This window comes from Streptomyces sp. NRRL WC-3618 (assembly GCF_001280005.1).
Lineage (GTDB): Bacteria > Actinomycetota > Actinomycetes > Streptomycetales > Streptomycetaceae > Streptomyces.
Genome location: NZ_LGDW01000444.1, coordinates 110,557 through 131,258 on the forward strand (window position 1 = coordinate 110,557; position 20,702 = coordinate 131,258).

Consider the following 20,702-nt stretch of genomic DNA (forward strand, 5'->3'; position numbering starts at 1 on the left):
TGAGCCGTACATCACGAGGTGTCCCCACCCCCCGTGACGTACGGAGTGGCCCGAAGGGGTACGAGGGGTCCCGGTCCCGGAGGAGCGGGGGCCGGGGTCAGTGGGCGGCCACCGGAACCTTCAGCTCCTCCTCAGCGCCCTCGCCGCTGACCGAACTCGTGTCCGGGCGACCGGCGTTGATGAAGGTGAAGGCGATACCGGCGGCGGCGACCAGGATGCCGACGGCGAACCAGATGGCGCTGGTGTACCCCTCGACCATGCCCTTCAGCTGGACCAGCTGCTGCTGGGGGCCGGAGGCCGCGGCGCCGATGTGGTCGGCGACGTAGGAGGTGGTGGCGGAGGCGGCGATCGTGTTCAGCAGAGCCGTACCGATCGCGCCGCCCACCTGCTGCGAGGTGTTGACCATCGCGGAGGCGACACCGGAGTCACGCGGCTCGACGCCCAGCGTGGCCAGGGACATGGCCGGCATGAACGCCGAACCCATGCCGAGGCCGAGCAGCAGCATCGCCGGCAGGAGCAGGGCCGCGTACGAGGAGCCGATCTCCAGCTGGGTCAGCAGCAGCATGCCGAGCGCGGCGACCAGGAAGCCGGGGCCCATCAGCAGCCGCGCCGGGACGCGGGTCATCAGCCGGGCGCCGATCTGCGTGGAGCCCGTGATCATGCCCGCGATCATCGGCAGGAAGGCGAAGCCGGTCTTGACCGGCGAGTAGCCCTTCACGATCTGCAGGTAGTAGGTCAGGAAGAGGAACAGGCCGAACATCGCGATGATCGCGAGGCCGAGCGAGAGGTAGACACCGCCGCGGTTGCGCTCGGTGATGACGCGCAGGGGCAGCAGCGGGGCCTTGACCTTGGACTCGACGAACACGAAGGTCGCGAGGAGCAGCGCCGAGGCGACGAACAGGCCGATCGTCAGGGCGTCGCCCCAGCCCTCGGACTCGGCCCGCGTGAAGCCGTAGACGAGGGAGACCAGACCGAGGGTGGACAGGACGACACCCGGGATGTCGAGCGGCGAGCGGTTGCGGCTGCCGGCCGGCTCACGGATGACGAAGTAGGCGCCGAGGGCGGCGACGATCGCGAACGGGATGTTCACGAAGAACGTCCAGCGCCAGTTCAGGTACTCGGTGAGGAAGCCGCCGAGGATCAGACCCACGGCGCCGCCGCCACCGGCGATCGCACCGTAGATGCCGAACGCCTTGGCGCGTTCCTTGGCGTCGGTGAACATCACCGCGAGCAGGGAGAGCGCGGCGGGCGCCAGCAGCGCGCCGAAGACACCCTGCAGCGCGCGGGAGCCGAGGAGCATCACCTCGTTCTGCGCGGCGCCGCCCAGGGCGGATGCGGCGGCGAAGCCGATCAGACCGGTGACGAAGGTGTTCCTGCGGCCCCAGAGGTCGGCGATCCGGCCGCCGAAGAGCAGCAGTCCGCCGAAGGCCAGGGCGTAGGCCGTGATGACCCACTGCCGGTTTCCGTCGGATATCCCCAGGTCGTGCTGGGCGGAGGGCAGGGCGATGTTCACGATGGTCGCGTCGAGGACGACCATCAGCTGGGCGAGCGCGATGAACGTGAGCGCCTTCCAGCGGTTGGAGTCGGGAGCCGGCGCCTTGGCGGCGGCAGCAGCCTGGGCTGTTTCGGACATGGAGATACCCACTTCGGGACTTCGTGACGGAAAAATGTGTGAGCGGGGACCGGCTCGTCAACGCTGACGGCCGAAAGTCTGTTGGGGAGGGTGACGGGGAAACCGCGGTGAACTAATCGGTGGTGAACCAGGCGGTGGTGAACTAATCGCTCAGGATCGGCGCAGGTCCTCCATCGTCGCGGCCTTGCCGGGCAGTTCGGAGCGGGCCGGGGCCCGCAGACCGTCCAGGAACAGCTGCACGTGGCGGTGGACGAAGCGGTCCATGCCCTCGCACGCCGTACCCGCCGGAGGGCGACTGAGCTGGGACACGGCGACCATCACGTCACCCACACCCACGTCGGTGCGGAGCTGTCCGGCCGCCATGGCGCGCTCCATGATCTCCGCGGTGAGCTCTTCGACCCGCTTCCGCGCGGCCTCCAGGTCCGGGTGGTGCTGGTCGAAGGTGCTGGACATCATCGGGCAGAGCGCGCTGATCCGTTCGTCGGCGGCGACGTGCACGAAGCGCTCCAGCGCCGCGAAGGCGTCGCCGGTCTCCGCGAGCGCGCTCTCCGCCGCCTCGGACGTACGGTCCATGACCGAGCAGACGACCTCGCGTACGAGGGCGTCCCGGTCGGGGAAGTTGCGGTACACCGTGGCGTTGCCGACGCCGGCCCGTCGGGCGACCTCGTCGATCGGCACCTCGGGGCCGAACTCGACGAACATCTCGCGGGCGGCGGTGACGATCCGCTCCCGGTTGCGCAGAGCGTCGGCGCGGGGCCGGGTCACCTTCTGCACGGGGGTCGCGGTCTGCACGGCGTACTCCTTCGGGAAATGTTGCGTGACATCTGGCGTGACATCTGGTGCTGCGATCCGGGGGATCGTTCCCCGTTTCGCTCGGACACCTGACTAAACGGGGAAACGATCCCCGGTTATTTCTCCGCCTGCGGACATTTTATGTGACCTGGGTCACATTTTCTCGCGAGGGCTTCCCACGATCGGTCTCTTCCAGCGCGCGCCCGCGCCGACCTCGACACAGGGTGATCGAAAGAGCGCAGTCCGAGACCGGCGGCTGCCGTGGCGCGAAGGGGCCGTGCATGCAGCAGCCGACCAGCCGTAGTCGGATACGCCCGCCGGGCCCCCTGCGCCCCCGCCGAATGGCCGCCCTCGTGTCGGTGGCCGCACTGACCCTCGCGGTCAGCACCTCGGCCGGCACCGGGGATCTCCGGCCAGGCTCCACGACGGCCGCGGGCTCCGTCCCGCTGGCCCGCTCCGCCTCGCTAGGCCCCTGCCTGATCCGGGGCGGCCTCGGCGTCCAGATGTCCGAGGGTCTGCCCACCCCGACCGGCTACTCCCGGTCCACCGGTACCGTCCGCGCGCTGAACCTGATGATCGACTTCTCCGACGCCCCGGGCCAGGGCAGCGCCCTCGCCCGGCTCGCGGAGTTCTTCCCGCAGACCCGGGACTGGTTCGCCACCAGCTCGTACGGCCGCCTCGACTACCGCCCCGAGGCTCCCGTCGCCGACTGGCTGCGCATGCCGCGGTCCTTCCGTTCGTACGGCATAGAGCGCGGCGCCCCCTTCGACCCCGGCTACCGCCGGCTGGTCCACGACATCGTGGCCACCGCCGACCCGGTGGTCGACTTCCGCGCGTACGACCTGCTGAACGTGCTCGTCACCCCGAACGCGGGCCCCTCCGCCCTGGACACCGTCCTGTCCGTCACCTTCGCCGGCAACCACGAGGCGCCGGTCGCGGACGGGGTGCCCGTCGCCAACGCGTCCTTCGTCTACTCCCGTCAGGACGACGGCTCCGGTTCGTACGACACCACGGGCTACCGCGTCCTCCCCCACGAGAACGGCCATGTGTTCGGGCTGCCCGACCTCTACACCCAGCACGGCGGGGGCGCGGTCGGCCACTGGGACATCATGAGCGAGGACTGGGGAGCCAACAACGACCTGCTGGGCTGGCACAAGTGGAAGCTCGGCTGGCTGGACCCCTCGCAGGTCGGGTGCGCGCGGACGGCCGGGACGACGGAGTACACGCTCACCCCGCTGGCCCGTTCCGGCGGCGCGAAACTCGTGTTCGTGCCCCTTACCTCCCGTACGGGATACGCCGTCGAGCTGCGCACCCGCGAGGGCAACGACGAGACGGTGTGCCGGCCGGGCGTGCTGATCTACCGGGTCGACGCGAACATCGACACCGGCCGCGGCCCGGTCACGGTGTACGACTCCCGCCGGGACAGCGGCGGCTGCACCCGCGCCCCGAACGTCCACGCGGAGCTCTCCGACGCGCCCTTCGCCCCCGGCGAGTCCTTCAAGGACCCCAGATGGGGCATCCGGATCGCGGTCGCGAGCGCGGACCTCGACGGGAACTACCGGGTGACGATCACCCGGCGGTGAGACGGGGACGGGTCGGGGCCGACGGGGACAGGTCGGGACCGACAGGCGTACGGGTGTACAGGCGTACGGGCATTACGGTGTGGCCATGGTCGCCCCCGCCCCGCATGTCACCCCGGTCATGGACGACGCCGTGCCCGCCGAGGCCGTCGCCCCGCTGCTGCGCGGGATCGCCGTGCTGCGGCAACTGACCGACGCGGGAGGGGCGTTGAGCCTCAGCGGGCTGGAGCGCGCGACCGGTCTGGCCCGTTCCACGGTCGACCGGATCACGGCGACGCTCGCCCGCATGGGGTACGTCCGTCTCGACGGCCGGGACGCGATTCTCACCCCTCGGCTGATGGAACTCGGCAACGCCTATCTCGCCGCCCTCCGGCTGCCCGCCCTTCTCGACCGCCACGCGGACGCCCTCGCCGACGAGCTGGACGAGTCGGTGTCGCTCGCGGTCGGCGACCGGGACGGCATCCGGTTCATCCACCAGGCCACCCGCCGCCGCGCGATGTCCCTCAGCTTCCGCATCGGCGACCTCCTCCCTGCCGAACGCACCGCCCCGGGCCCGCTGTTCGCCACCGAGTGGACGCCCACCGACTGGCACCGCTGGCGCGAACGCCGGGCCGCGGACCCGGCCGACGAGGGCTTCCCCGCCGTTCCGCCCCGACCCGCCGACTCGGGCGCCGCCTCGGGCGCCGACTTCGAGGCGTACGTCGAGCGGGCCCGCGTCGACGGCTGGGCACTGGACGACCAGCTGATCGAACCGGGGCTGGTCGCCGTCTCCGTACCCGTACGGAACCCCCGTACGGGCCGGGTGGCCTGTGTCGCGAGCGTCGTCAGCCACACGAGCCGCCGTACGGCGAGTGACCTGCGCGACGACCTGCTGCCACGCCTGCGGGCGACGGTGGCCGCGATGGAGGCCGAACTGCGGGCCGACCTGCGGGTGTTGCCAGCCGCCGAGGTGCCGTCCGCGCCCTCCGGTCTGGCCGCCTGGACCGGGGCGTCGAAGCAGGAACTGGGCCGGGAGTTCATCGAGTCCCTGGCCAGGGGCCTGACGGTGCTGACGGCCTTCGGCGAGGGCCGCGCCGAGCTGACCCTGACGGAGGTCGCGCGGGCGACGGGCCTGGCGAGGGCGACCGCCCGCCGGGCCCTGATCACCTACGAGCACCTGGGGTACGTCGAGACCCACGGCCGCACCTTCGCCCTCACCCCTAGGGTCCTGTCCCTGGGCTTCCCGCCCCTCTCCCGCACGTCCCTGCCCGAGATCGCCTCCCCCCACCTGGCCGAACTCGCGGGCCGCGTCCAGGAGTCGGCGTCACTGGCGGTCCTGTCGACGGACTCGGGGGCGGAGATCCAGTACACGGCGCGGGCGGCGACGAGGCGCATCATGAGCGCCAACATCACGGTCGGCACGCGGCTTCCGGCGTACCCGACGTCGATGGGCCGGGTACTGCTGGCCGACCTGCCGCAGGCAGCGCGGCAGGCACCGGACCTGGCCCCGCTGACCCCGCACACCGTGACGGACCCGGCGGCCTTCGCACGCGTACTGGCCCAGGTGCGGGAGCAGGGATACGCCCTGGTCGACGAGGAGTTGGAGGAGGGGCTGCGGTCGATCGCGGTCCCGGTGCGCGACCGTACGGGACGGGTCGTCGCGGCGGTGAACGTCGCGATGCACACGACCCGGCGCACGGCGGAGCAGTGCGTGGCGGAGGTACTGCCGGAGCTGTACGGGACGGCGTCCCGGATCGAGGGGGAGCTGCGGACGGCGGGGAGGTTCACGCGGGTGGCGTCGGCCTGAGGGATTCAGGGACTCAGGGACTCTTCCCGTAGGAGTTCTTCCGTAGGGGCTCAGCGCCAGTCACCATCTTCATACATAGACATCATCTACATAGGAAGATGAGAGGCGACAGCCGTCCGTCTGGCGGCACGCCGACCGTCGCCGTCCTCACGGTCCGCACGGGCCGCGCGACGATCCTGGCTGGGCCTTCTCCGCACCTCCCGACCTCCTGCGCACAAGGATCCCGATGAGCACGAGTACGAATACGAGTACGAGTACGCGAACGAGCCAGCCGACCGTCGCCGCCCTCTCCGTGTACCCGGTCGCCGGCCGGGACAGCATGGAACTGAATCTCTCCGGCGCCCACGGCCCCTACTTCACGCGCAACATCGTCATCCTCACCGACTCCGAGGGCCGTACGGGACTCGGCGAGGTCCCCGGCGGCGAGAAGATCACGCGGACCCTGCGCGACGCCGAGCCCCTGGTCGTCGGCGCGAAGGTGGGCGACTACCAGCGCGTCCTGCGGGAGATCGGCGCCCGCTTCGCCGACCGTGACTCGGGCGGACGCGGCGCCCAGACCTACGACCTGCGCACCACCGTCCACGCGGTGACAGCGGTCGAGTCGGCCCTCCTCGACCTCCTCGGCCAGCACCTGGACGTACCGGTCGCCGCCCTCCTCGGCGACGGCCAACAGCGGGACTCCGTACGGGTGTTGGGCTACCTCTTCTACGTCGGCGACCCGGACCGTACCGACCTTGACTACGTCCGCGAGCCCGACTCCGACGTCGACTGGTACCGCGTCCGGCACGAGGAGGCCCTGACCCCGGAGGCGATCGTCCGCCAGGCCGAGGCCACCCACGCCCGCTACGGCTTTCGCGACTTCAAGCTCAAGGGCGGGGTCCTGGAAGGCGCCGAGGAGGTCAGGGCCGTACGCGCGCTGAAGGCCCGCTTCCCGGACGCGCGGATCACCCTCGACCCGAACGGCGCGTGGTCGCTGGCCGAGGCGATCGAGCTGTGCGCGCCGCTGAACGGCACGCTCGCCTACGCCGAGGACCCGTGCGGCGCGGAGGGCGGCTACTCGGGGCGCGAGATCCTCGCCGAGTTCCGCCGGGCGACCGGTCTGCCCACGGCGACCAACATGATCGCCACGGACTGGCGGCAACTGACTCACGCCCTCGCCCTCCAGTCGGTCTCCATCCCGCTGGCCGACCCGCACTTCTGGACCATGCGGGGCTCCGTACGCGTGGCCCAGCTGTGCAACGCGATGGGCCTGACCTGGGGCTGCCACTCCAACAACCACTTCGACATCTCGCTGGCCATGGTCACCCACTGCGGCGCGGCGGCCCCGGGCGAGTACAACGCCCTCGACACCCACTGGATCTGGCAGGAGGGCCTGGAACGCCTCACGGTCACTCCGCCCAGGATCGTCGGGGGCGAGATCGCGGTGCCGGACGCGCCGGGGCTGGGGGTCGAGGTGGACATGGAGCGGGTGCTCGCGGCGCACGAGCTGTACCGGGAGAAGGCGCTGGGGGCGCGGGACGACGCGGTCGGGATGCGGTATCTGGTGCGGGGGTGGGAGTTCGACGGGAAGCGGCCGTGTCTGGTGCGGTAGGGCGCCGGGCGCGGCCAGGGCCTGTCCGGCGGATCCCACCGGACAGGCCCTGGCCCCGGTCCCATGAGGGGGCTCAGCGCTTCAGCGTGAAGCCGAAGTCGCCGGAGAGTTTGCCGCTCAGCCGGACTCCGGAGACAAGCTTCCCCTCCACGATCAGTCGCTCGACCTCGGCCCGCGACAGACCGCACCCCTCAGCGATCAGCCGCACCGGCCGGACGGGTATCCGTGCCGCGAAACGGACCGAGACGTCGGCCTTCTCGCGGTCCGGCTGCCACGATCGGCCGGTGTCGAGACGCCACGCGGCGTCCCAGTCGAGGGCGATGCGATTACGGCGCCGCAACACCGGATCCTGGAGCAACTCGGCTGCCAGACCAGGGTCGTTGTCATGCATCCGGTCCAGCAGCTCGGGACGTACGGAGCGCACGTTCGTCCGCTCCAGGACCGTGAGCTTCGTCGTCTCCCCGCACGCTGTACAGAGCGCGAGGAGCCAGGCGTCGATGAGCTTGTGGTTGGCGTTGACGCGAAATTTCCCGTTCACCCGGAAGCTTCCGGAGGCGCACGTGTGGCAACGGCGAAGAACGAGAGGCAGGCAGGTGGGAACGACCACCCAGCTATTGAGCACAGAAATACACCGGTTCCAGTGAGAAGACCGCAGCAAAAAGCAGCGCGGCGGCACATAGGCGCGACGCGCGACCGATCAGCGTTCGGGGGGTCTCACACGGTGTACAACGGCATGCCCTTGCCTGGACGACGGGGTTCGGGGGCACGGTAGTGGGGCGCCGGGGTGCTGCTCCACTGAATTTCCGGCGCCTTGCGGCGGGCTCCGTCGGGCCGGAGCACCCAGCGGGCCGGCCTTCGTGGGGCTTGCGCTCTTGGGGTCAGGACGCGGTGCAGGAGAGCGTGCCGAGGTCTCGGTCATCGCCGTTGAGTGTCATCCCCCAGGTCGTCGACGTGCCCGGCGCCAGGGAGCCGTTGTAGGAGGCGTTGTGGACGGTGGTGGCGGGGCGGGACGGATCCACCACCGCGTTCCAACGGTTCGCCACGGTCACACCGGCCGGGAGGGTGTGGTGCACCGACCAGCCGGCGACCGGCCCGGACCCGGTGTTGGTGACGGTGACGTCGGCCTGGTACCCGCCCTGCCATGAGCTGGTCAGCTTCCAGGCCGCCGTGCAGGCCGCCGCGCCCGAGGGGCTCGGCTCGGGGGTGGGAGACGGTGTCCCTCCGGAGCTGCCGGTGGTGTAGGGGACGGCGGTGTAGTCCTGCGAGCAGCCTCCCGCGCAGCCTGACGGCAGGGAGAACGAGTACGTACGTTCGCCGCCCACCCACGCGTCGGCGGCGTCGCGGATCCGTATGGTGAAGCTGCTTTGGCCGGAGGCCGTCGCGCCGATGACGTAGGACTGCCCCAGGTCGCTGTTCATTACGGCGTCGGTCCAGGTGCCGTTCGCCAGGTACTGGACGCCGTGGACACCGTTGGGCAGGTGGGAGACGGCGATGGCGGGCCAGTACCGCTGGGCACCCCTGAGGAAACCGATGCGGATGTCGCCGCTGTAGTCCGGGGCCGGGACGAAGCTCCAGGAGACATGACGGTTGTTCCAGTGGTCGGGGTACATCGTCCCCACCGGGGTGGTGCCCGTCCGGAAGCGGTTGAGGGAATCGGTTGCCAGGTCGAGGTGGTTGGGGTCGTCCCGGCACCAGGCGTTGGAATCGGCGCAGCTGTCCGCGACGAGCATGGTCAGGGTGGCCCCCTCGTACTTGTCGGCCACCCAGGAGCCGTTGCGGCAGAAAGGCTGGCCCTGGGCGCCGTCGTTGGTGCCGGTGCAGTAGTCCCCGATGGTGACCTTGACCCAGCGGCCGCAGTTGCGGCCGTTGTCGAAGACACCCTTGATCGATGCCCTTGAGTCCGGCACCGGGCGCGGGTAGGAGCCCGAGTAGTCGCCGGGTGTGTTGAACACGTTGAGCGCCACGAAGTCCTGGCTGTCCAGTTCGCGCTGCGGCAGACCGCAGCCGCCGTAGGGGCTGCCGAGCCCGTCGAAGTGCGTCGCGTTGCCCACTACCTCAGCCACGGCGGCACTCGCCGCGGGAGACCGGGTCGCCGCGCCCAGGACGGGTAACGCGGCGCAGCAGAGTGCTGCCAGCCACCTGACGGCGCTCCTTCGGGTGAGCGGGCGGGGGGTCGAAAGAAGCTGCATGGGGGATCCGTCTTCTTCGTGAGTGGGGGGTGCTCGGATGCCGACGCACTGCGGAACGCCCTCACGCATGGGAGCGCTCCCATGACCTGTTTCCGGGGACTGTAGAAGAGGGGCAGGGCCCTGACAAGAGGTGCGGTCCCGAAGTGCTCCATCGGCAGCCGCAGTGTCCGGGCCGAGCCGGGGCGTGGCCGGCCCGGACACCGGACAGTGGTGGAGTCAGCTGAGGTTCCACTTCTGGTTGGTGCCGCCGCTGCACGTCCACAGTTGGACCGGGGCGCCGTTGGCGGTGGAGACGCCGGTGACGTCCAGGCACAGGCCGGACTGGACGCCGGTGACGGTCCCCTCGGCGTTGAGGTTCCACTGCTGGTTGGCCGCGCCGTTGCACGGCCAGGTCACCACCTTGGTGCCGGCGGTGGTCTGGTGGTTGTAGGCGTCCAGACACAGTGTCGTCCCCGAGATGGTCACCGTCAGCTGCCCGGACCCCGTACGGGTCCAGAGCTGGCCGGCCCCGCCCTGGCAATCCCGGATCTGCAGCTGCGTACCCGCCGTCGTCGACGCGTTCGGCACGTCCAGGCACTTGCTCGCGCCCACCGCGTGCAGCGCACCGGAGGTGCTGGGCGGCGGATTCGTCGTGCCGCCGCCGTCGAGACCGAGGAAGGTGATGGCGTAGGCGAGCATGCCGGGCTGCGGCAGGGTGTGGCCCGTGCCCGCGATGCTGATGCCCTCGACGGGGGACTGCGGGCCGGTGGCGCCGTAGCGGGTGCGGGTCCAGGACGACTGCGGACGATCGGTGGCGGTGGGTGTCTGGCTCAGCGCGTGGAGGTTGGTCCACTGCTTGATCTCCTCGCCGAAGTTGGGATAGGCGAGGGTCGTGTCGGTGGTGCCGTGCCACATCTGCATACGGGGGTAGCGGCCGCTGTAGCCCGGATACATGGAACGGGCCTGGTCGCCCCACTGCTGAGCCGATTTGATGATGGTGCCGCCGGAGCACTGGCTGTTCCACATCGAGCCGTTATTGGTGGCGAAGCAGCCCGCCGGCACCCCGGAGAACGCCGAGGCGGCGCTGAAGACATCGGGGTACTCGGCAGCCAGCACGTTCGTCATCATGGCGCCCGACGAGAATCCGCTGACGACGATGCGGGCCGGGTCGACGTTGTAGCGCTGACGCGCGTAACCGACCATCGACATGACGCCCGTGGAGTCGCTGCCGCCGTCCCGCCTGAGCGCCGCGGGTGACGATACGTCGAAGCAGTGCCCGTCACGGGTGGCCTCGGGCAGGACGATGACGAAGCCGTACCGGTCGGCGGCGGTGACGTAGTCGTGCCCGTTGCCGCCGAAGATCCCCCCGGCCGATCCCCCGCAGTAGTGGACCAGGACCAGCAGGGCGGGCTTGGGCGCCACGCGGTCGGGCACGTAGACGTACATGTTGAGGTTGGTGGGGTTGTTCCCGAAGCCGGTGACGCGGGTCAGGCTCGCCGCGGCCGCGGGTTGGGGCGCCAGGAGCGCGAAGGCCGCGACCAGTGGCAGTAGCACCATCGTCAGGACCGCGCGCAGAGTGCGTCTCATGGAGGAACCTCGTTTCCGGTGATCGGTGGGTGGACTTGTGGTACGCCGGTCCTGGCCCCCCGGGTGGGGGGAGGCCCGGCGGGCGCCGCGGGATGCGGTGCCCGCCGGGGACGGGTGGTCAGCCGGGGATGGGTGGTCAACCGGGGATGGGGGTCAACCGATGGCTGTCGCGAAGATGTGCATGGCCACCTGTCCTGACACCGCGTCGGAGCCGACGTTCGGCAGGGTCAGGTAGGCCACGGTCTTGCCTGCCTGGAGCGGCACGGTGGCGCCGTACACGTTGACCTTCTGCTGGACCTTTCCGCTGCCGCTGTTGATGTTGATGTAGTCGGTCGTGGCGACGATGTCGGTGCCGTCGGCGGGGCTGGTGCTCCACCAGTCGGCGAAGGACAGGGTGTAGCGCTGGCTCGTGCCGTCGGTGTAGGTGATCAGGCCGGTGCCCGAGGCGTTGCCGTAGTCGGCGGTGCCGAGGAAGCCGAGCCTGGTGCCGCTTCCGGTGAACGGCACGGTCTGGCCACCGGCCACGATGTTGTCGGGCTTGCCGGTGCCGGTGACGGGCCAGGTGTAGGTCAGTCCGCCGTGGGTGACCGTGCCACCGGAGGTGATCCCCCGGGCGGCGAGGGCCTGCTGGGACAGGCTCTGGCCACCGCCGTCGAGATTGGCGGCGCCGGGTGTGGCGTCGTCGCTGATACCGGTGTTCTTGGTGATGTCGCTGAGGGACGCGTAGGGGACGGCCAGCTGGCCGGCCGCGTCGTCGCTGGCGCGGGCGCCCCGGTAGCGGGCCGAGGCGGCGAGGGCGTAGGTGCCGGGCCTGACACCGGCGGGCGGCGTGACCGTCCAGGTGGTCCTGACCGAGGCGCCGGCCGGGATGCTGGGGAAGGTGGCCGGTGAGGTGGGGGTGGCTCGCCAGCCCTCGGGCACGTCCAGGGTGACCGAGGCGTTCGGCAGGGCGGTCGGGCCGGTGTTGGTGTAGGTGGTGGTCGCCGTGGCGAGGGCACCGGGCTTGACGATCGGTTCCGCTGCGAGGGCCAGGGTGTGGTGGACGCGGATCACCGCGGAGCCGGTGACGCCGTGCACGGTCGCGCGGATGGTGGCCACGCCGTTGCCCACCGCGGTGACCAGCCCCCTACGGCTGACGGTGGCGACGGAGGGATCACTGCTCGCGTAGCGGACCCTGGCCTTGGACAGGTCCACGAAGGAGCCGTCGTCGTTGACCGCCTCCACGACGTGGTCGGCGGTGACGTTCAGGTTGCGGCCGGGCTGGGCCGTGGGGTCGGTGTCGTCCTTGATCCACCGGTTGCGGGCGGTGAGGTCGATGGTGTCGCCCGCCCTGTGGACCACGGCCTCCGGCTGTACGGTCACGTACTTCACGTGCGGGGTGAGGCTGCCGTGCACGGTGACTCTGGCGGCCCCGGCGGTGGTGGCGGCGTCCGGCCCCACCTCGAACCGGTACGTGCCGGCGTGGACGACCTGCCTGGCCTTCCGGCCGTCGTGGAAGGCGAGGTCGGGCACCCGGACGCGCAGGGTGATGTGCTGGGTGGCGCCGGGCTGGAGAGCCCGGGTCTTCTGGAAGCCGACGAGCCGCTTCTTCGGCAGTTCGCGGTCCTTGACCGTGAAGCCGGTGCCCGCGTAGAGCTGGGCGACGGTGGTTCCGGGCACGGTGCCGGTGTTGGTGACGTCGAAGCGGACGGTCACCGTCCCGTTGGCGTTCACGGCGGAGCGGTCGGCGCGGACGTGGGAGTACGCGAAGGTGGTGTAGCTCAGGCCGTAGCCGAAGGGGTAGGTCGGCGTGCCGGTGAAGTACTGGTAGGTGCGGCCCAGACCGCCGGTGGCGCCGGGCGTGAGGTCGTAGTCGGAGAGTGCGGGCAGCTGCGAGTCGTCCTTGTACCAGGTGAAGTTGAGGTGCCCGCCGGGGTTCTGCCTGCCGAACAGGACGTCGGCGAGGGCGTCACCCTGGCTTTCGCCGTTGTAGCCGGCGAAGACGATCGAGGCCACCTTGGCGCGGTAGGGCTCGATGGCGACGGGCCCGTCGGACTGGATGTCCAGCACCGTCCTGGGGTTGCCCAGGGCGGTGACCTGGTCGATGAGGCTGCCGTAGTTGCCGGGCAGGGCCAGCCCGGCGCGGTCCTTGCCCTCGCCCGCGGTGGCATCGTCGGTGCCGACCGCGACGACCACCAGGTCGGCGCTCTTGATGGCGGCCTGGGTCTCGGCACTCAGCCTCGCCGCACCGGTCGCGGTGCTGGAGGTGCCGGCCGCGTCGTGGACGACCTGCGCGTCGGGGCTGGCCGCCTTGACCTGGGCGGTGATGCCCTGGACGGCGTTCACCTTCTTGGTGGGATCGCCCGAGTAGCCGCCGAGGGTGACCTTCCCGGCCTGGTCGCCGACGATGACGACCTTCTTCAGCGTGGCCGGGTCGGCCGGCAGCAGCGGCCTGTCGGCACCGGCGGCCTTGTCGTTCTGCAGGAGGACGAGCGCGTTGTCGGCGACGGTCCGGGCCAGGGCCTGGTGGGCCGGTGACTCGATGACGTCCTTGGTGATCTTCGTGTATTCCTGCCGGCTCACGGGGTCGAACTCACCGGTCCGCATCCGGACGGTGAACAGGTGCGTCAGCGCGTTGTCGACGACGCCCTCACTGAGGACGCCGGCCCCGATCGCCTGCTCCAGATTGGGTGAAGTGGCCTCCGTACCCGTGCAGTTGACGTGGGTGCCCGCGCGCAGTGCGTAGGCCTGGCCGCCCGCTGCTCCGGACACCTTCTGGCCCGTGGCGGTGCTGGTCCAGGTCGCTTTCGCGCCCTTGTGGTCGGTGCTCCAGCCGGGCGGTGCCCAGTCGTGGCCGGCGGGGAAGGACTGGTACGTGGTACCGACGGCGCCGCAGTCGGAGGTGATGTACCCGCCGAAGCCGTACGTGCGCTGCGCGATCTGGTTGGTGGTGTACGTGTTGGCCGCCGACGGTGTGCCGTTGATCGCGTTGTACGACGTCATCAGGCCCGCGACATGCGACTTCTCGATGAGGCTCTTGAACTGGGCGGTGTAGTAGTCGAACAGGTCGTCGTCCGAGACGTTCGAACTGATGCCGGTGCGGTCCTGCTCGACGTTGTTGAGCGCGTAGTGCTTCGCCGTCGCGGCCACCTTCAGGTACTTGCTCCGCGGGGTGCCGTCGGCCTTCTGGCCCTGGTAGCCGTTGACGAACGCGCCCGCCATCTGCCCGGTGAAGTACGGGTCCTCGCCGAACGCCTCATCGGTGCGGCCCCACCGCGGGTCACGGTCGAGATTGACCGTCGGCGCCCAGTAGGTGAGCATCCCGTAGTTGTCCCGCGAGGGCCCGAGGTTGTTCTGCCCGGTTCCCCACAGCGACTTGTCCAGCAGGCCCCGGGCCTCGTCGGAGATCGCCGTCGTCTCCTTGTACATCAGGTCCTTGTCCCAGGACATGGACGCGGCGAGGTTGGTGGGGAAGCTGGTGGCGTGCACACCGCCGGTCACGGAGCCCGGGTTGGTGTTGGCGAACAGCGCGTTGATGCCGTGCTGCCCCTCACTCCAGTACGTGTACTGCTGTACGCCCAGCCTCGGGACGGCCGGCGCGCTGTTGGTGCGCAGTTGCAGGACCTTCTCGTCCAGGGACATCCGTGAGACGAGGTCCGCGGCCCGCTCCGGGAAGGAGTAGGCGGTGTCGAGGTAGATGGGCGGCGACGCCCGGACCCCGGACCCCGGACTGGCATGAGTCGTGCCGCTGACCGCACCGAGCAGGCCGAAAGAGCAGACGGCTGCCACGGCCGCACGTAATAAAGGTGTGGATAAAGGTGTGGTGGTTCTGGGCATCGCGCGCCTCCTTGCGATCGTTGGGGAAAGGGGGCAGCCGCACGGGGTGTCCATGGGCCTGCGCCGCGCGGCTGCGAGCGGCATTGCCCGGTTCACCGAGACGCGTAGCCCGGCGACAACGGCGTGGTGGGTTGCGCGCCGGATCCGGCGCGGCGGCCCGCTGTACGACGCGTACGGCGCCCTCGTGGTGGAGTGCGCCGCGAGGCACGGCCGGCCGCAGGGCAGCGACGCGGTGACGGCGGGTGCGTCTGAACCGGCCCGGTGGACGGTGGGGCGGGGCCACCGCTGAACCGTCGGCCGCTGCCAGGTCTCCGAACACGGCCATCAGTCGGCGCCGGTACGAGCGTCAGCTCCGCCATCGACCTTGTCGGAACCCACTTCGGAGCAGGAGATGGGCATATCTCACTCCTTGGCAAAGCCATCATGGTCGACTCACGTCGACTCACCCGGACGCGGGCGGATCACGCCCAGTCCATTGATGAGTAGTACTCATCCAAGGCGCTCCGGCACCTGTGACGGGCGGACTCCCGGACTCCCGGACTCGCCATCCGCTGACGCCGGCGCCGGCAGTCCATGCCAATCAGCTGCGACTGGCGATCAGGCTTTCACTGGCTACTGGGTCGCTCTGGGGGCGGCGCGGGCCATTCCTGGCTGCACGGAGGCACTCCTGAAAGGGGGGAATGCGATCGCCGACTGTTAGCGCTCACATCCACGGTTCGGGGGGTAGTGAGAGTGCATGACATGAGGTCGATACATGGGCCGACACTCAGTCGTCATGAGCCTGTCACATGCACGGGCGCATCCTCAAGAGGTGTGCATGGACCAGGCTCGTGCGCGGCGTTCGCCCAGAACTCGACCAGCCGCGCACTGCACGCGCCTCAAGGGATTCCGCCAGGACAGCGAGTCCCAGCATTCCCGGTTCGACCAGGCATATCCACACAAGCGTGTCCCCGCGTACGGAGCGACGGCCGCCTTGCTCATCTACCTCGGCTACGCCTGGGTGAGCAATTCCGTGGCCCGCTTCGTCGCTCACATCGCCGGACGCCGCACCACGTAACACCCCCGCGGGGCCCGGCCGCGACACCTCACCAGGGCTCCGTCACGGCCGGGCCCCGCCCACTCGCTGCCCTTCCCGACCAGTGCGGGCGCCTCACTGCCCACAGCCACCTGGCACCACCAGGCCACCCGCTACACTGTGTGCGGTGGCGCAGCCGTAGTCGGCCTGCGCCGCGCCTTCGTAGCTCAGGGGATAGAGCACGGCTCTCCTAAAGCCGGTGTCGCAGGTTCGAATCCTGCCGAGGGCACAGTTTCGATCAGGGCGAAGGCCCCGGAACTCCCAGGTCAGGGAGGGTCCGGGGCCTTTCGCGTGCGGCTGATCGTGGCGGTTACGGCACGCTCGACTCCGGATGTCTGCCAGCCAGGTTCTCGTAGTGGCCGCACAGGGCGTTGAGGACGCGGGCGAGCTTTCGCGCCACCGAGACCCGGATGGGCGGCGTGCCGCCGTCGCCCAGGCGCAGCTTGTTGCGCGCCTCGCCGATGCAGGCGAGCGCGCAGTACCTCGGGATGCTGTCCTTGGGCTCGCGCCACGCGGCACTCGCGACCTCGGGAAGCAGCAGGCGGATGTGTCCGCGAAGAGTGCGTGCCAGCGTGTCCAGCTCATCGAGTGGGAGAGGCTCGGCGTTATCGGTGAGGAGTATGCGAGCGCTGTCGCGCATCGTCGCGATGTCCGGCGGAAGAGCTTCCGACATCACAGTTGGCTGGACCGCACGCACCATCACTCACGCCTCCACTGTCACGGTGACCCGTCTACACACATGACCGTAGGGGCGCAGGAAGGGGAAATGGGGCAGGAATCCTGCCCCATGCTCAGGCCGCCAGAAGTCCCAGCTTGACCGCCAGTTCCGACGCACGCCGGCGCCGGTCAGGCTGCTTCGACTCCGCCTCCTCCAGCACGATCCGCCGGGCGTACCCGTTGTATCGAATCGTTTCCGGAGCGGCCTCAAACGCCTTGTCCAGCGTGGCGAGCGCGACATCGGGCTGCCCGTCCAGCTGATACGCGCGGGCCTCTTCGATCCGGTGGCGGGCCCTTCTGGGCCGGGACTTGATAACTGTCTCGTCCGTACGCGCCGTCTGTCGGACGGACTCGCCGCCCTGGTGAAGCTCGACGGCGACGGTGACCGCGTGCGCGCCCATGATGGCGCGGCCGAAGCTGGTGATCGGGTGGTAGAAGTCGGCGGGCAGCTTCTTCGCGGTCTTCTCCGCCTTGTCCCACCACCCCCAGGCAGCCCCGTTCTCGCCACGGCGCGCGGATGTGTACCCGGCCTCGAACTGGAGAGCTCCGGCGATCGCCAACACGTTGTCGTCCGCGTTCACCAGCTGCGGTTCGAGGTAGCGCAGTGCCTCCGCCGTCACCGAGTCCGCAGCGTCGAAGTGCTTCGGGCCGCTGTCCCGGTGGGCTTGCGCGGCCAGCCATGCCGTGACGCCGATCGCGTGCGGATCCCCGGAGTCCTGGGCAGCGACCATGCCCCGCTCGGCGACACGCCACAGCAGTGCGCTGTCCGGCTGGTAGGCGACGAAGAACTGGGCGAGGGAGTACACCTCGGACAGGATGGCCTGTGCTGCTCGCCGGTCTGCCGCGTCGTCGGCCTGCCGCACCGCCAACTGGGCATCTCGGATCAGGTCCGGGAGCAACTTGCCGACAACCTCGCGGTGGTTGGGGGCTGAGTGCCGAGCAGACCACGCGCGGTTCAGACGCATCCTCAGATGCTTTGTAGACGGAGCTTCGCGGTCGATGTCGAAGGGGAAGGCATCGATCGCGGCCTTCACTGCGGCGAGGCGGGGATGGCCAGGGCCGATGAACAGGTCGATGTGAGTGGACTGGTCGCCCGTGAGATCGGCCAGGTCTCGTACGCGGAGAATTTCCGCGATGCGGAGAACGATGGGCAACTTGGGTACCTGAATCTGGCCGCCTTCCACCTGCTTCACCCAGGAGGGAGACTTGCCGAGAAAGCCAGCGAGGACCGGGCGGCTCACGCCGCGGCGCTGGCGGAGAATCTGCATTCGCTGGCCGAAGGCCACGTCTTCGACGAGCGGGGCCGGGATGGCATCGGATGGCACGGTCTCGCCCCTTCACTCTGAACAGGTCGCACTGCCAGAGTAGGGGCGGGGCCTTTCCTATGGGGGCGCCCGCACATGACGAAAGTCGCCCCGCCCTCCCGAAGATGCTGAGGCCCCATCAGGCACGGCTCCAGATGTGATTCCCGTTGCTCGGGGCTAACCCCCCGTCTGTGGCGCAGCGTGGAGTTCGCGTACCAGTTGTGGGGTGAGGAGTTCGCCGGCCCGGTCGGCGAGAACCGCCATTTCGTAGCCGACCAGGCCTACGTCGCAGCCCTCTGCTGCCAGGACGCCGAGGCAGCTGCCGTCGCGGATGCGGCCGACCATGAGGAAACCGCCGAGCATTTCGATCATGACGAGCTTCATGCCTCGGAAGCCGTGTGTCGTCGACGCGTTCTGGGCGAGGCTGGTGATGCCCGAGACGACGGCGGCGAGGTGGTCGGCGCGGTCTCGGCCGAGGTTGTCGGAGGCGGCCATGAGCAGGCCGTCGGAGGAGACGGCGACGGCGTCGGTGACGCCGTCGGCGGTGCGTACGAATTCCGAGACGAGCCAGCCGAAACTCTGGACGGCGGTGGTCACGATGACGCTCCTTGGGTGCTTCGGGGTGTGCTTCGGGCCTCGGCGCGGGCGACCCCTGCCCGGAAACCGTTGAGCAGGGCGGAGACGGCGGGAGCGGGTGGTGTGGTGGAGAGGGGCTGCGGGGGCTGCGCGGGGGCCAGCAGGCGACCGGGCAGGACGAGGAGGGCGGACAGGCCACCGCCCGGGGTGTCGAAGAGGTGGACCTTCGCTCCCTCGCCGAGGCGGTGCGCGAGCCGGCCGACGACGAGGTGGCCGAGGAAACGGGTGGGGGCGGCGAGGAAGGCGTCCTCGCCCGCGCCGGAGAGGCGGGCGTCCGCGCGTTCCTTGTCGGCCGCCGACATGCCGATGCCGTGGTCCACGACGGCGAAGCTGTACGTGTCGTCCTCCGCCTCGTACCAGCCGTGCACCTCGACCCGTTCGGTCGGCGGCGAAAACGTGAGCCCGTTCTCCAGGAGTTCGGCGAGCAGGTGGGCGACATCGGCGACGGCGTGACCACGTACGCGCACCGGTTCCACGGCCGCGATCAGGACCCTCGGGTACTGCTCCACCTCGGCGACGGCGGACTGGACGACTTCCAGGCCGTCGGCGGGTGCCGCCGTGGGCCGGGGCGGGTTCTGTCCGGCCAGGACCAGCAGGCTTTCGGCGTTGCGCCGCATTCGGGTGGCGAGGTGGTCGAGTTCGAAGAGTTCGGCGAGCGCGTCCGGGTCGAGTTCCTGCCGTTCCAGGCGGGTGATGAGACCGAGCTGGCGGCGTACGAGATTCTGGTTGCGGCGGCCGAGGTTGGCGAGTGATTCGGTGGTGTTGCGGCGCAGGCCTGCCTGCTGGGCGGCCAATTGGAGGGCGGTGAGTTCCACCTGGCGCAGGGACTCCGCGACTTCGGCGATCTCGGCCGCGCCGCCCAGTGGCGGTGCCTCGGGGAACTCCACCTGGTCCTGCGGGGACTGCTGGATACGGGCGACGGCCGAGGGCAGCCGGTGCCGGGCCACGTCATGGGCGGCCTCGGCGAGCGTACGGAGGGGGCGGGTGAGGGAACGGGAGGCAAAGGCGGCGAGGCCGGCCACGAGGGTGGCGATGAGGGTTCCCGCCAAGACGTAGGCGGCGAGGGCCAGTTCGGCGTCGCGACTGAGGTCGTCCGCCCGGTCCCGTACGTCGTCGCCGACCGTCTGCTGGACGGCGTAGAGGTCGTCCACGAGTACGGTCATCGCGTCCCACCAGGTGCCGGCGTCGGCGCGCAGCGCGGAGCCGTCGGCGGCGGCTTCGGCGCGGCGCTCGTAGGCGGTGGCTCGGGTGGCGTCCCCGGTGGCGAACGCGCGTTTCAAGGAGGCGAGTTGGGGCGCGGTGGCGACCTGCCGGAAGCGGGCCAGGGCGGCGACGCGGGTGGCACGCACCTCGGTGAAGGTGAGGTACTCCCGGCCGTGGAAGGCGCCCTCGGCGAACACACCGTTGAGGAGGCCGCGTTCGAGGGCGACGGACTCCTTGGCCGCCGCCAGTTCCCGCAACGCCGCCAGTCCATCACGCAGTTGACCGTCGTCGCGCGTCACGGTGTCCGCCACCGGGTCGACGGCGTTGAGGGCGTCGACGGCGGTGGTGTAGAAGAGAAGGGTGGCGGTGCGGGCGGCGGCGCCCTTTCCCCCGGTCTCCCTGTCGGCGGCGGTGCGGACGGCGGCGAGGCGGCGCAAGTGCCTCTGGATGACGCCCTCGACGTCGCGCTCGGTGCGCATCGCGCGCAGCGCCGTGTCGACGCGCTTGCGGGTGGCGGCGAGTGGCGTGCGGTATTCCTTCTCACCGCCCAACAGGCCGTTCGTCAGGCCGCGTTCGCGTTGCAGTTGGTGCACCAGCGCCTGGACGCGCAGACTGAGGCCGACCTCGGCGCGGGTGGTCCGCGCGTCACCGAGGGCCTCCGCGCGGCCGTACACGGCCAGGCCGGCCACCGTCAGCAGCAGACAGATCGGGACGGTGATGACCACCGCCACCCGGCCCCTGATACTGCGCCAGCCGGGCAACGGGCGGCGGCGCGGAGTCGCGGGACCGGGGTGGTGACGCGCTGCGAGACCCC

14 protein-coding genes and 1 tRNA gene are annotated in these 20,702 nt (G+C 70.3%); 5 read left to right on the plus strand and 10 right to left on the minus strand.

Translation table 11 applies throughout. The features are described from left to right. Nucleotides 1–97 precede the first annotated feature (97 nt). Together ADL01_RS29395 and ADL01_RS29400 are read right to left on the minus strand one after the other, a co-directional pair. The gene (locus ADL01_RS29395) at nucleotides 98–1,633 is read right to left on the minus strand and encodes an MFS transporter (RefSeq protein ID WP_107091022.1); all 1,536 of its coding nucleotides are present in this window, start codon (nucleotides 1,631–1,633) and stop codon (nucleotides 98–100) included. Nucleotides 1,634–1,783: 150 nt separating this feature from the next. Beyond that, nucleotides 1,784–2,425 carry a TetR/AcrR family transcriptional regulator gene (locus tag ADL01_RS29400; protein ID WP_053745023.1) on the minus strand — a complete coding sequence of 214 codons (642 nt, stop codon included), beginning with the start codon at nucleotides 2,423–2,425 and terminating at the stop codon, nucleotides 1,784–1,786. A 281-nt stretch (nucleotides 2,426–2,706) separates the two neighbouring features. On the opposite strand from ADL01_RS29400, the gene ADL01_RS29405 reads away from it, so the two are divergent. From ADL01_RS29405 to ADL01_RS29415, 3 genes are all read left to right on the plus strand, one after another. Beyond that, nucleotides 2,707–4,008, plus strand: a complete 1,302-nt coding sequence (locus tag ADL01_RS29405) for a M6 family metalloprotease domain-containing protein (RefSeq protein ID WP_107091020.1) — start codon at nucleotides 2,707–2,709, stop codon at nucleotides 4,006–4,008. An 85-nt stretch (nucleotides 4,009–4,093) separates the two neighbouring features. Next, nucleotides 4,094–5,791 (plus strand): IclR family transcriptional regulator domain-containing protein, encoded by a 1,698-nt coding sequence (locus tag ADL01_RS29410; protein ID WP_053745025.1) that lies wholly within the window; start codon nucleotides 4,094–4,096, stop codon nucleotides 5,789–5,791. 226 nt (nucleotides 5,792–6,017) lie between these two features. Beyond that, complete coding sequence (locus ADL01_RS29415; RefSeq protein ID WP_053745026.1) at nucleotides 6,018–7,382, plus strand: enolase C-terminal domain-like protein; 1,365 nt, start codon at nucleotides 6,018–6,020, stop codon at nucleotides 7,380–7,382. A gap of 73 nt (nucleotides 7,383–7,455) precedes the next feature. Here the strand turns inward: ADL01_RS29415 and ADL01_RS29420 are convergent, their stop codons facing one another. The 4 genes from ADL01_RS29420 to ADL01_RS29435 form a co-directional block, all read right to left on the minus strand. Next, nucleotides 7,456–8,004 (minus strand): DUF1062 domain-containing protein, encoded by a 549-nt coding sequence (locus ADL01_RS29420; RefSeq protein ID WP_053745027.1) that lies wholly within the window; start codon nucleotides 8,002–8,004, stop codon nucleotides 7,456–7,458. Nucleotides 8,005–8,260: 256 nt separating this feature from the next. Continuing rightward, entirely contained in the window at nucleotides 8,261–9,445 is a 1,185-nt protein-coding gene (locus ADL01_RS29425) for a cellulose binding domain-containing protein (RefSeq protein ID WP_234354833.1), read from the minus strand. A gap of 342 nt (nucleotides 9,446–9,787) precedes the next feature. Continuing rightward, a complete protein-coding gene (locus tag ADL01_RS29430) occupies nucleotides 9,788–11,137 on the minus strand; it encodes a PHB depolymerase family esterase (RefSeq protein ID WP_053745029.1) in 1,350 nt (449 codons plus the stop codon). Between the two features lie 153 nt (nucleotides 11,138–11,290). Next, complete coding sequence (locus ADL01_RS29435) at nucleotides 11,291–14,953, minus strand: glycoside hydrolase family 3 C-terminal domain-containing protein (protein ID WP_063783599.1); 3,663 nt, start codon at nucleotides 14,951–14,953, stop codon at nucleotides 11,291–11,293. 817 nt (nucleotides 14,954–15,770) lie between these two features. On the opposite strand from ADL01_RS29435, the gene ADL01_RS42735 reads away from it, so the two are divergent. Further along, nucleotides 15,771–16,010, plus strand: coding sequence for a hypothetical protein (locus ADL01_RS42735; protein ID WP_234354834.1), 240 nt, complete (start codon nucleotides 15,771–15,773; stop codon nucleotides 16,008–16,010). Between the two features lie 174 nt (nucleotides 16,011–16,184). Further along, a tRNA-Arg gene (locus tag ADL01_RS29445) sits at nucleotides 16,185–16,257 on the plus strand. An 81-nt stretch (nucleotides 16,258–16,338) separates the two neighbouring features. On the opposite strand, the gene ADL01_RS29450 is transcribed toward ADL01_RS29445, so the two are convergent. From ADL01_RS29450 to ADL01_RS29465, 4 genes are all read right to left on the minus strand, one after another. Further along, entirely contained in the window at nucleotides 16,339–16,701 is a 363-nt protein-coding gene (locus ADL01_RS29450; protein WP_234354835.1) for a DUF6415 family natural product biosynthesis protein, read from the minus strand. Between the two features lie 118 nt (nucleotides 16,702–16,819). Further along, a complete protein-coding gene (locus ADL01_RS29455) occupies nucleotides 16,820–18,013 on the minus strand; it encodes a helix-turn-helix domain-containing protein (RefSeq protein ID WP_053745045.1) in 1,194 nt (397 codons plus the stop codon). Between the two features lie 213 nt (nucleotides 18,014–18,226). Next, nucleotides 18,227–18,646: a roadblock/LC7 domain-containing protein gene (locus ADL01_RS29460; protein WP_053745033.1), complete on the minus strand. Its 420-nt coding sequence runs from the start codon at nucleotides 18,644–18,646 to the stop codon at nucleotides 18,227–18,229. After that, nucleotides 18,643–20,619, minus strand: a complete 1,977-nt coding sequence (locus tag ADL01_RS29465) for a nitrate- and nitrite sensing domain-containing protein (protein WP_234354836.1) — start codon at nucleotides 20,617–20,619, stop codon at nucleotides 18,643–18,645. Before ADL01_RS29465 ends, ADL01_RS29460 begins: the two co-directional genes overlap by 4 nt. Nucleotides 20,620–20,702 lie beyond the last annotated feature (83 nt).

What these genes read in the sequence shown, in the direction of transcription:
- ADL01_RS29395 (WP_107091022.1), bottom strand. Translation starts at nt 1,633, where the DNA reads ATGTCCGAAACAGCCCAGGCTGCTGCCGCCGCCAAGGCGCCGGCTCCC.
- ADL01_RS29405 (WP_107091020.1), top strand. Translation starts at nt 2,707, where the DNA reads ATGCAGCAGCCGACCAGCCGTAGTCGGATACGCCCGCCGGGCCCCCTG.
- ADL01_RS29410 (WP_053745025.1), top strand. Translation starts at nt 4,094, where the DNA reads ATGGTCGCCCCCGCCCCGCATGTCACCCCGGTCATGGACGACGCCGTG.
- ADL01_RS29415 (WP_053745026.1), top strand. Translation starts at nt 6,018, where the DNA reads ATGAGCACGAGTACGAATACGAGTACGAGTACGCGAACGAGCCAGCCG.
- ADL01_RS29430 (WP_053745029.1), bottom strand. Translation starts at nt 11,137, where the DNA reads ATGAGACGCACTCTGCGCGCGGTCCTGACGATGGTGCTACTGCCACTG.
- ADL01_RS29435 (WP_063783599.1), bottom strand. Translation starts at nt 14,953, where the DNA reads ATGCCCAGAACCACCACACCTTTATCCACACCTTTATTACGTGCGGCC.
- ADL01_RS42735 (WP_234354834.1), top strand. Translation starts at nt 15,771, where the DNA reads ATGGACCAGGCTCGTGCGCGGCGTTCGCCCAGAACTCGACCAGCCGCG.
- ADL01_RS29450 (WP_234354835.1), bottom strand. Translation starts at nt 16,701, where the DNA reads ATGTCGGAAGCTCTTCCGCCGGACATCGCGACGATGCGCGACAGCGCT.
- ADL01_RS29455 (WP_053745045.1), bottom strand. Translation starts at nt 18,013, where the DNA reads ATGCAGATTCTCCGCCAGCGCCGCGGCGTGAGCCGCCCGGTCCTCGCT.